General features: G+C 40.1%; 8 protein-coding genes and 2 pseudogenes. 9 read left to right on the forward strand and 1 reads right to left on the reverse strand.

Annotated features, from left to right (window positions below):
* The first annotated feature begins 173 nt into the window (after positions 1–173).
* From V7K67_RS33170 to V7K67_RS33195, 8 genes and pseudogenes are all read left to right on the forward strand, one after another.
* Entirely contained in the window at positions 174–920 is a 747-nt protein-coding gene (locus V7K67_RS33170; RefSeq protein WP_334730756.1) for a creatininase family protein, read from the forward strand.
* 216 nt (positions 921–1,136) lie between these two features.
* Positions 1,137–2,102 (forward strand): aldo/keto reductase, encoded by a 966-nt coding sequence (locus V7K67_RS33175; RefSeq protein WP_334730757.1) that lies wholly within the window; start codon positions 1,137–1,139, stop codon positions 2,100–2,102.
* Positions 2,103–2,613: 511 nt separating this feature from the next.
* Positions 2,614–3,471: pseudogene (locus V7K67_RS34685) on the forward strand (PAS domain-containing protein); the annotation flags it as partial.
* A gap of 105 nt (positions 3,472–3,576) precedes the next feature.
* Positions 3,577–3,924 (forward strand): annotated as a pseudogene (locus tag V7K67_RS34690) (PAS domain S-box protein); the annotation flags it as partial.
* A gap of 66 nt (positions 3,925–3,990) precedes the next feature.
* Entirely contained in the window at positions 3,991–4,590 is a 600-nt protein-coding gene (locus tag V7K67_RS34695) for a sensor histidine kinase (RefSeq protein WP_442943993.1), read from the forward strand.
* A 12-nt stretch (positions 4,591–4,602) separates the two neighbouring features.
* Complete coding sequence (locus tag V7K67_RS33185; protein ID WP_334730759.1) at positions 4,603–6,117, forward strand: hybrid sensor histidine kinase/response regulator; 1,515 nt, start codon at positions 4,603–4,605, stop codon at positions 6,115–6,117.
* 75 nt (positions 6,118–6,192) lie between these two features.
* Positions 6,193–7,356, forward strand: coding sequence for a bifunctional glutamate N-acetyltransferase/amino-acid acetyltransferase ArgJ (gene argJ / locus V7K67_RS33190; RefSeq protein WP_334730760.1), 1,164 nt, complete (start codon positions 6,193–6,195; stop codon positions 7,354–7,356).
* A gap of 636 nt (positions 7,357–7,992) precedes the next feature.
* A complete protein-coding gene (locus V7K67_RS33195; protein WP_334730762.1) occupies positions 7,993–9,195 on the forward strand; it encodes an AAA family ATPase in 1,203 nt (400 codons plus the stop codon).
* 222 nt (positions 9,196–9,417) lie between these two features.
* Here V7K67_RS33195 and V7K67_RS34700 read toward each other — a convergent pair whose 3' ends face one another.
* On the reverse strand, positions 9,418–9,531 hold the full coding sequence (locus V7K67_RS34700) for an allophanate hydrolase-related protein (RefSeq protein ID WP_442943991.1): 114 nt from the start codon (positions 9,529–9,531) through the stop codon (positions 9,418–9,420).
* Positions 9,532–9,678: 147 nt separating this feature from the next.
* Between V7K67_RS34700 and aspS the strand changes: the two genes are divergently transcribed.
* Positions 9,679–11,466 carry an aspartate--tRNA ligase gene (aspS, locus tag V7K67_RS33200; protein WP_334730763.1) on the forward strand — a complete coding sequence of 596 codons (1,788 nt, stop codon included), beginning with the start codon at positions 9,679–9,681 and terminating at the stop codon, positions 11,464–11,466.
* The last annotated feature ends 525 nt before the right edge of the window (positions 11,467–11,991 follow it).

Below are 11,991 nucleotides of genomic sequence, written 5' to 3' on the forward strand. Positions count from 1 at the left end.
GAAAAACCACGCCACTTGCGGGTGGGGCTTCAACCAAGGAAGCTAGGGAGCAAGGGAGCTATCGCGCCACTTGCGGGCGAAAGCGCGTAGCGGGACGAAGTACGGCTTTGAACCTTATCTTTTTCGTAAATCGGGTGCATCAGAGATTATTTCATTAAGGAAAATCGTCAAAAATGTTACTGCATTTAAGTACTTGGCAAGAAGTCGAAGCTTATTTACAGCAGTCAAAGGGTATTATTTTCCCTATTGGTTCCACAGAACAACATGGGCCAACGGGGTTAATTGGTACTGATGCTATTTGTGCAGAAGCGATCGCAGCTGGTGTAGGTGATATAACTGGAGCGATCATTGGCCCTACAATCAATGTGGGGATGGCACTGCACCATACTGCTTTTCCTGGCTCAATCAGTCTGCGTCCCAGCACTTTAATTCAAGTAGTGCGAGATTATGTAACTTGTTTAGCTAAAGCTGGTTTTAGCAAGTTCTACTTTATCAACGGACATGGTGGTAATATCGCCACCCTGAAAGCGGCTTTCTCAGAAACTTACGCGCATTTAGAAGATTTGCAGATTGCCAATGCTCAACAGGTGCAATGTCAAGTGGCAAACTGGTTTATGTGCGGTTCTGTATATAAGCTAGCTAAAGAATTATATGGGGATCAAGAAGGTTCTCATGCAACGCCAAGTGAAGTAGCCGTCACTCAGTATCTTTATCCAGAGGCGATTAAGCAAGCATACCTTTCACCAGAAGTTGCAAGGGGACATCGGATTTATAGCGCTGCTGACTTTCGAGTGCGTTATCCAGATGGACGCATGGGTTCAAATCCGGGTTTAGCAACGCTTGAACATGGTAAGCAATTTTATGACTTGGCGGTGAAAGAACTTAGCAGTGGGTATTTGGAATTTGTGAACGCTGAATAAAAGTCATAGAAAGAGATTGTAGAGATGCGAGTAAAATTGCGTCTCTGCATAAAATGCAATTTTGAATTTGGATTATTTTTCATGATACTCTGCATTTATATCTTTAACCACTATTTATCGATAGGTTTATCGTAATTTTAATAGGGTACTGTATTTTTCATTTCAATTAGTAATAGTTGGCACAAGTAATTCTAAAACTATCTTGAGAAAAAACTCATGGTCATTACAAAAAGACGTAAACTTGGACATTCAGGACTAGAAGTATCACCACTATCCTTTGGTGGCAATGTGTTTGGGTGGACAATTGATGAAAATACTTCATTTGAAATTTTAGATAACTTTATAGCGGCTGGAGGTAATTTTATTGACACAGCCGATGTCTATTCCAAGTGGTTCGGTGGAAATCAAGGTGGAGAGTCTGAGGCAATTTTAGGAAAATGGCTTAAGCAGCGTGGTAATCGCGAGCAAGTGGTGATTGCTACTAAGGTTGGCAACGATATGGGCGTTAAAGGCAAAGGGCTTTCTCGTAAACACATCCAACAAGCTGTTGAAGACTCATTGCAAAGGTTACAAACTGATTATATTGATCTATATCAATCACATATTGACGATGAAGCTACTCCACTCGAAGAAACTCTTGAAACATACGGAGAATTGATTCGTCAGGGAAAAGTACGTGCGATTGGTGCTTCAAATTATAGTGCAGAGCGTCTCTTACAAGCATTAGAAATCAGCCGTCAGTATAACTATCCTCGCTACGAAAGCCTTCAGCCTCGTTATAACTTGTATGACCGAGATGGTTATGAACAAGATTTACAAAAAATTTCCCAAGAACAAGGAATTGGTGTGATTAGCTATTCCTCTCTGTGCAGTGGCTTTCTCTCTGGTAAATATCGCTCAGAAAAAGATTTGTCTATTAGTCTCCGTGGTAATTCTGTAAAAAGATATTTAAATCCTCGTGGTTTCCGAATTCTAGAGGCAATTGATCGGGTGGCAAACACTTATAATTCTACTCCCACCCAAGTTTCTCTGGCGTGGTTGATTGCTAATCCGACCATTACTGCTCCCATTGTTAGTGCAACAAAGGTTGAGCAGCTCAACGATATCATTAAAGCTGTCAATCTTAACCTTGACCAAGATGCAATTGACCTTCTTAATCAAGCCAGTTCCTCAAATACTTAGCTAGGGTGTGTTTTCAAAGTCTTAAGATAATATCCCAAAGGTGTCGGGCCGTGCATTTGACGTTACGTGCAAGTAAACACCAAGAGAGTACCAAGCATTTCTGAAAGTGGCTTAATGCGTAGATTTACGCATTAAGCTCAATAATAATTACGTTATATGAGCGAAATATTACTGTGATTTTTGGAGGTTTATATATAATATACAAGTGGTTCATTTCAGAGAATATACGGTAACAATAACCAAAGCGATCGCGGTACTTTAAGTTCAATAAATCTTATATTATCAGGTTAAAAAACTCAGAACGTATGACAGGTAAAGGATGTAGAAGCCCTAGCCGCTACTCGATCCTAGCCTATGGCTACTACGGTAAAACTCTGACGAACGCTGGAGGTGTTCTCCTTTAGAATATGCCACCTTATAGGCGTATGCGCGTCTACAAAGGTCTTAGGCTAAAAACCTCTTCCTTCGCACTTCAGGCTTTAGTGAAGACTTGTGCAATGTATAGGTTTTTATGATGGACTTTTTAAGTAATTTTTTCTCTACTAGCCAATTCATTCCCCACGGTCACTGCTATCTTTGGAAACCAGAATTGGTATGGTTGCATCTAATTTCGGATGTGTTAACTGGACTGGCTTATTATTCAATTCCAGTAATGTTGGTCTATTTTGTCCATAAACGGCGAGATGTGCCTTTCAGCTGGATATTCCTAATGTTTGGCATATTCATCGTTGCTTGTGGTACAAACCATCTAATGGATGTATGGACGCTTTGGTATCCTACTTATTGGCTATCAGGTTTACTCAAAGCTATCACCGCTTTTGTCTCCGTATTGACGGCTATAGAACTTGTGCTATTAATGCCCCAGATACTCGCTCTACCGAGTCCTGCTCAACTAGAAGGTGCAAATTGCCAACTAGCAAAGGAAATTGCTGAACGTATACGAACTGAAGAGGTGTTGAGAGAAAGTGAACAACGCTGGCAATTAGCTTTACGCGGCAATAATGATGGAATTTGGGACTGGAATGTTAAAACCAATCAAGTTTTTTTCTCACCTCGTTGGAAAGAAATGCTCGGTTACGAAGACCAAGATGTTTCTAACCATTTAGATGAATGGGTAACACGAGTGCATCCAGATGATCTTGAATGGGTGACACAAGCAGTTCAAGATCATTTTGCTCATAAAAAGTCGTTTTATATCACCGAGTATCGAATCAAATGTAAAGACAGTACTTATAAATGGATTTTGGATCGGGGTCAAGCGCTATGGGATGAAGATGGTAACGTACTGCGGATGACAGGTACACAAAAAGATATCACTGAGCGGAAACAAGCAGAGGAGGCACTAAGTAACTTGCTGGAGCAACTAGAAAGCAAGGTTGAGGAACGGACAGCAGAGTTAACAAGAATCAACGAATCACTACAGGCAGAAATTACAGAGCGCCAGCGAATAGAACAAGCATTGCGAGAGAGCGAACAGCGATTTCGTGCTACATTCCATCAAGCTGCTATTGGCATTGCCCATGTAGCAATAGATGGAAGCTGGTTGTTAGTTAACCAGAGGCTTTGTAATATTCTCGGTTATACACCCGAAGAACTACAGTTGCTAACTTTCCAAGATATTACTCACCCTGACGATCTGAACATCGATCTAGAATATGTTGACCAGATTCTAGCAGATAATATTCAAACTAATTCTATAGAAAAGCGCTATTTCCGCAAAGATAGTTCCATTGTTTGGGTTAATGTCACTGTGTCTTTAATGCGTGAACTTTCTGGAGAGCCAAAGTATTTTATTTCTGTGATCGAAGATATTAGCGAACGGCAAGCCGCGCTGCGCGAGCGCCAACAGTGGGAGGAGCAAATTCAAGCATCACTGTTGGAAAAAGAGGTGTTATTAAAAGAAATTTACCATCGTGTCAAAAATAACTTACAGGTTATTTCCAGTCTGCTAAACTTGCAATCTGCTTATATTAAAGACGAACACGATTTGATAATATTCCGACAAAGCCAGCAGCGGATTGAATCAATGGCTCTAGTTCACGAAAAATTGTATCAATCTCAAGACCTAGCAAAGATTAATTTTGGTGAATATATTCGAGATTTGATAGCAAGTTTATTTGCTGCTTATGAAGTCAATGAAGATGCGATCGCTCTGAAAATAAATATCGACGATCGCGTATTTCTCGGCTTAGATACAGCAATTCCTTGTAGCTTAATTATCCATGAGCTTGTATCCAACTCATTAAAATATGCATTTCCAACAGGTAGAAATGGTACGATTTCTATCAATCTTAAAGAAGACCATAAAAATCAGGTTATACTTGTAGTTAGTGATGATGGAATTGGTTTACCATCAAACTTTAATTTCAAAAATCTAGCCTCTTTAGGTTGGCTGCTAGTAGATGCTTTAACCAATCAAATTTCAGGAAATATCAATATCCAAGGTGCTATGGGAGTGGAGTTTCATCTGACATTTACATTAATATAAAATAACTAAAATATGACAAATGCAAAAATATTAGTCGTGGAAGATGAAGCTATTGTTGCGAAAGATTTACAATATCGACTGATAAAATTTGGTTATATAGTTCCTGTGATCGCTTCTTCAGGAGAAGAAGCAATTAATAAAGCAGTAGAAATATCGCCAGATTTAGTGCTGATGGATATTAAGCTCAAAGGTTCAATGGACGGAATAGAAGCTGCTCAAGAAATCTATAAGAATTTGGATATTCCAGTAATTTATTTGACTGCTTATGCAGATGATAACACATTAGAGCGAGCCAAGATAACTGAGCCATTTGGCTATCTACTCAAACCTTTCAAAGAGAAAGAACTACAAACAAATATTGAAATAACTCTGATTAAACATGGTTTAGAAAGACAATTAAAAGTTAATCAAAAATGGCTAGATGCACTTTTAAGAAGTATCAGCGATGGTGTGATTGCTAGCGATCTGCAAGAATTGATAACTTTTATGAATCCGGTTGCTGAAAACCTGACTGGATGGAAACAAGAAGAAGCTTTTGGTAGAAATTCATCAGAAGTATTTAATATAGCCAATGGAGAAACTCATAACCCGATTGAAAGTCCGATTATCAAAGTTCTACAAGATGGTATTATCGTCAGTCTCCCCGCAGAAACTATTTTGATTACTAAAGACGGTGTAGAAATACCAATTGATGACAGTGCTGCACCAATTAAAGATGACAAAGATAATATTACAGGCGCAGTGTTAGTGTTTCGAGATATTACTGAGCGCAAACAAGCGATTGAGGCGCGTCAAAAGCAAATTGAGCAAGAGCAACTTGTCGTGCAATGGGAGGAGATAAATCAACTCAAAAATGACTTTTTGAATTTAGTTACCCACGAATTGCGATCGCCTCTGAGTAACATCAAGTTGATGATTCAAATGATACAAGTATCTACCAGTACTGAGGAAGCTCAACGTTATTTAGAACTGATGGAAAGCGAGTGCGATCGCGAGCTAGGATTAATAAACGATCTACTAGACTTACAACGGCTAGAAAGCTCATCCTATCGAGTTATTACACCTGATGCCTTACTCCTACAACAGTGGTTAAATTGGGTGATTGAGCCGTTTCAAATCCGTGTTCAAGAACATCAGCAAACTCTACAGTTAAATCTCCCTGCAAATCTCCCACCGCTATTTTCAGATGGTATTAGCTTGGAACGAATCTTAGTAGAGTTGATCAATAATGCCTGTAAATACACACCTGCCGGTGGTGAAATTATCCTAAATGTAAGTCACAACTCCTCAGAAGCGCCCGCAAAAACTATTATTACTATTAGTAATTCAGCAGAAATCTCAGTGACGGAGTTACCACGAATCTTTGAGAAATTTTATCGCGTCCCCAATGCAGATATCTGGAATCAAGGTGGTTCGGGGTTAGGTTTACCTATAGTACAGAAAATAATCGAACAATTGCAAGGAAATATTCGAGTAGAAAGTAGCAATGGATGGACAACATTCATCCTCACATTAAATGATTTATAGCACTCAAAAAATCCAAAATTGTTGGGTGAGGGTGGGGATATGAGATAATTAAAGCAAATTATTAAATCCAGAAAAATGTCATCAACAATATCTTCCACACCTCAAGGTTTTAGTGCATTTATTACTAATTTGGGAATCCGAGATACAACAGATGATTTTGTATTTATTAAATCATCAGTTCCTTGTGTTGCTGATGGAGTTTTCACTCAAAGTCTTTTTGCTGGCCCAAGTGTTACTCTTAGCCGCGATAACTTAAAAGATTCACAAGCACAAGCAATTGTCGTTATATCTAAGAATGCAAATGTCGCTAATGGTTCTGTTGGCATCGCTGATGCTCAAGAAGTTCTACAATTAGTTGCAACTGAAACTGGAATTGCTGCACATAATATTGCGCTCGCTTCTACAGGTGTAATTGGCAGACGTTACCCAATTGAAAAAATCAGAACAGGTTTATTAGGATTGGGAAAAAAATTAACTGAAGCTGATTTTCATGCCGCAGCCCGTGGTATTATGACCACCGATACAGTAGCGAAACTAGTTACACGACAAATAGGAAATGCCACACTAGTAGGAATTGCCAAAGGTGTTGGCATGATTGAGCCGAATATGGCTACCCTCCTAACTTTCTTTTTTACTGATGCGGCAATTTCCGCAAATAGCCTTCGTTCTATTTTTCGCTCTACTATAGATAAAACCTTTAACTGCCTGAGTGTAGACACTGACACTTCTACTAGTGACTCTGCCGTGATTCTAGCTAACGGTTTAGCTGGTGAAGTTTCAGAATCAGATTTTGCAATTGCATTGCAAGAAGTTGCACAAGAATTAGTACTGAAAATTGCACGAGATGCAGAAGGTGCTACCAAAATTATTGAGGTAACTGTCGATTCGGCGATTAACTATGCACAAGCTAAAAAAGTAGCTAAAGCAATTGTGAATTCACCATTAGTAAAAACCGCCGTCTATGGAGCAGATCCTAATTGGGGAAGAGTTGCTATGGCTATAGGCAAATGTGAAGACGAACAGCAGATAAATCCAGAACTAGTTGTTATTAGTTTTGATAATGTGAAAGTTTATCCTAATAGCTTAACTAATGAAAATCTGGAACAGTTGCGGCAAATTATGTCAAAAGATCAAGTAGATATTCATGTTAGCCTCAATATTGGCGAAGCCTCTGCGACTGTATGGGGTTGCGATCTTTCAGAAGGCTACATAGAAATTAATGGCAAATACTCGACTTGATTAAGTAGGTAAAAAGTAAAAAGTAAAAGATAATCCCCATAAATAAATTTAGGGGATTTTATAAGGACGTATTGTTTCACAGCATGTCGTGTCTCGTAGACGCCCAGCGGCTTCTCGGAGAGTAACAAATGTTTTTACTTCGTTCCATAAATAAATTTACTTGCTCTTGACCATTTTTCTTTATGAGTGCCTTTTTACTTTTTACTTTTGCTTTTTTGGTAAAGGCTTTCTTCGGTTCTATTTTAAGGGTTAAAGCTTTTACCACAAATCCAGTCAGCAGGAAGAAGAACTTTGGCATCAGCCAAACATCGGCTTAGGTGCTTTATCTTGTGAGCAATTATACAGAGATTGATATTAGTCCTTATGTAGAGATGGATAAGTAGTGTAGGTACATCAATAGCTAAAACTAAACCCCCACTCACCAATTGCTCTGTCAAAAAAGTTGACGCAGGTAGTCGTCCTGTATTATAGTATAATACATAAAGAATGAGTTAAATTAAAAATAAAAAGACTTCCTAGCCAGTACAGCAAAGTGGAGATAAAATTACCGTTTGTACGTAATTAGTTGATATCACGATAAAAATTTTTCAAAATATCCTACTTCACACAAAATAACTCGATTAACGCTGCATAAATATGGATTTTGATTATTTTAGAAGCAATGACGGCACTCCTACAAATAATACCAGGCAAAGCTTGCTTGCTTGTGGTTGGCGACCATTTAATCGAGAATTAGACTGGGGGTTTTTGTGGCAACTATTGCACAGTGACTCGCGCGAATTAAGTCAAAAAAGTTTGAATTTAGCGAGTAATGTCGCTGATATTTTAGGAAGAAATAATTATGCTTGGTGGGCTAATTTATTAAGTATTGTATCTGATAATACCCGCTACGAAGTTGAAAAGTTTTGGAATTACATCACACCAGATCCCGACTCACCAGATCATCGCTACAAAGATGTTTTGAGTACTGAAACACCCATTGTTCAATTTGTAAGTCGTAGTAGTATTCCTATTGATTATGTTCTTAACCGACTGCAAGAAATTACTGTACTGCGAGTTTTAGGTGTGTTGGGTAGTCCCGATATTATTACTCAGTATTATTCAGAAAGAGATTTTTATTTACCTATAGATAAATTTGTTAGCTGGGAACGCTTAGACGTTATCAATACTGTTTATGCTTACTGGTCTAAATATGATATTTGGTTACAAATTGATCCCTACGATCGCGGGCGACGACAATATACTTTAATGGCGAGAAATCTCGCGCCACTAATTAACAAAGCGACTTACGACTTAGCAGTGATGCTGAGTGGATATCAAAGTCGTGTAGGCAAAGTTCATAGTCAATTTGCGATTCGGACATTTCCCGCAGATATCCAAAACTTTACTGATTCTGTACAGCAAGCGATTCTGAATCAAAATCAGTTAGCGGTTGTTGTGCATGGGCAGCCGGGTACTGGTAAAACAGTCTGGACACAGGCTGTAGCAAAAGAAATTCTTGTACCTTTAGGGTATGTAATTTTTATTTTAGATCATGATGCGATCGCTAACTTTGTCCCACCGACTTATATAGAGCGTATTTGTATCGTTATTAACGAAGCTGATAATCTAGCGCAAAATCGTGCATCGGAAGTAGCCCAATACAATAATAAAACCGAACACATTCTCAGTTTGCTAGATGGCACTTTGTATCAGAGTGTAATTGATGACTCTGGTATTCAAATGCAGCAACGGTTAGTTATCTTGATGACTTGCAACACTACTGAAAGATTAGATCCAGCCATGTTACGTAAGGGTAGGGTGGATTTGATATATGAGTTTACGCAACTATTTGTATGAGGAGCCAAGAGACAGGGTGCAGGAGGCAGGAGGAATACTGCCCGACACTCTCTACGTTCGCGCAGCGTGTCGCAGACAGACGCTAAAAGCGTAGCTTGCTTCTCTGTAAGGATACGCGGACTCGCTACCGCTGCGCCATCTACTTCCGACTGCGACCATACGGATCTTGGGTTTAAGACCCCACTGAATTAACCCTTCTGCCTTCTGCCTCTTGCCCTCTACCTAGCTAGTCTTACCCCAACTAGCAAGATAATTGCGCCAGCCGCCATACTGGGAAATGTCTTGTGCATCGGGAATTACATAAGGTTCACACAAAAATCCTTGAAAGTACAGCACTTCCCGTAGGAAGTATGACTATATATAGTGTGAGATTATTTGATTTTTTATTTCACCAGAACTACTACAATTACTATTGATGCTAGATAATGGGAAGGCTTTGACATTTTCTTCCCAATCTAGCCCAGGAAACAATAATTAACACTTATGCGAACTCATTATTGCGGCGAACTCCGAAAAGAACATATTGGAGAAACAGTTACCTTTTACGGATGGGTAGACCGTCGCCGCGATCACGGTGGTGTGATATTTTTAGATTTACGCGATCGCTCTGGAATCGTCCAAATCGTCAGCGATCCGCAACGCACCCCAGATTCTTACGAATATGCAAACGCCCTGCGAAATGAATATGTTGTCGAAATCACTGGTAGGGTAACGCAACGTCCCGAAGAATCGCTGAATATCCGCATCCCAACAGGCGAGGTAGAAATCTACGCCGATCAAATTAAACTCCTCAATGCTGTCCGCAAACAGTTACCTTTCCAAGTTTCTGTAGCTGATACCGAGACAGTGCGGGAAGACTTGCGGTTGAAATATCGCTATTTGGATTTGCGACGCGATCGCATGGCGCAAAATTTGCAGCTGCGTCATCAAATTGTCAAAGCCATGCGTCGTTATTTGGAAGATTTGGAAGGTTTTATTGAAGTCGAAACCCCAATACTTACCCGTTCTACCCCAGAAGGGGCGCGGGATTATGTTCTACCCAGTCGCGTCAATCCAGGTGAGTGGTATGCTTTGCCGCAATCACCCCAGCTATTTAAACAATTGCTGATGGTATCGGGCTTAGATAGATATTATCAGATTGCCCGTTGCTTTCGTGATGAAGACTTACGCGCCGACAGACAACCGGAATTCACCCAATTGGACATGGAAATGAGCTTCATGTCCCAAGAAGAAATTATCGAACTAAACGAGAACTTAGTTTGCCATATCTTCAAAACCGTTAAAGGCATTGAGTTACAGCGCCCTTTCCCGCGTCTCACCTACGCTGAAGGGATGGAACGTTATGGTAGTGATAAACCAGATACCCGCTATGGTTTGGAATTAGTTGATGTCTCAGATATAGTGAAAGACTCTGGTTTCAAAGTCTTTCGGGACACTGTTACTAATGGTGGTATCGTCAAAATCCTCCCCATTCCCAACGGTAACGATGTAATTTCCAATGTCCGCATTAAACCAGGCGGCGACTTATTTAAAGAAGCTAGCGAAGCCGGTGCTAGAGGTTTAGCGTATATCCGCGTCAGGGATGATGGCGAAATTGATACCATTGGGGCGATAAAAGACAACTTAAGCGAAGAACAAAAACAAGAAATTTTACGCCGCACAGGTGCAAAAGCTGGACATCTGCTGTTGTTTGGGGCTGGTGATGCTGCTACAGTTAACAAAACTTTAGATAGATTACGGCAAGCGATCGCTAAAGAGTTCAACTTAATTGATCCAGAAAAAATCAACTTGCTGTGGATTACAGATTTCCCGATGTTCGAGTGGAATGCTGACGAAAAGCGTCTAGAAGCATTGCACCACCCATTTACAGCACCACATCCTGATGATTTGAGCGACTTAAAGACTGCACGCGCCCAAGCTTACGACTTGATACTCAACGGCGTAGAAGTTGGCGGCGGAAGTCTGCGGATTTATCAGCGAGAAATTCAACAGCAAGTCTTTGAAGCCATTGGTTTATCTCCTGAAGAAGCACAAAGTAAATTTGGCTTTCTGTTAGAAGCATTTGAATATGGTACACCGCCGCATGGTGGCATCGCCTACGGTTTAGATCGTTTGGTAATGTTGCTAGCTGGAGAAGAATCTATTCGAGATGTCATTGCTTTTCCGAAGACACAACAAGCACGTTGTTTGTTAACAGATGCACCTTCGAGTGTAGATGCTAAACAGTTGAAAGAATTGCACGTTGCTTCAACTTATAAACCAAAGTCTTAGTAAACTAGAGAATTTGTCTAAGTAGGGTGGGCAATGCCCACCAATTACTTTAATTTAGAACGCAAAGATAGTTAATAACCCCACCTTACCAAGTTATCCGTGCCGGGAAAGCCCCTAAATTCTATTTATGGGGGCTAGACACGGGCGAATTTATTCGCAGTGATATGTCTCTTGTGATATAATTATGTTAGTGTATTCAACGTAATGATGCTGGTATTTGAGGCAAAATTGGAAGGAACAAAAGAACAGTACCAATCGCTTGATGAGGCGATTAGAACTGGTCGTTTTGTTCGTAACAGTTGTGTCCGATACTGGTGCCATTGTACCAGCTTGTGTAGAGTGGGTGTGCAAAAGAATCGGTAAAACAAACTTTGAATTAAGTAAATCTGGTTGGCAACACAGTTACGAGCTTTGGGTATTGAGCCAGAAGTGTCAGGGTTCTCTAGTTGAGTACCAACCCCATAGCTGAAGCTAGGGGCTTGTAGGAGACTTCACCTGACCAGACTAACCGTTTAGAGCAAGAGT

Source organism: Nostoc sp., from assembly GCF_036917155.1.
In the GTDB taxonomy this organism is placed as follows: domain Bacteria; phylum Cyanobacteriota; class Cyanobacteriia; order Cyanobacteriales; family Nostocaceae; genus Nostoc.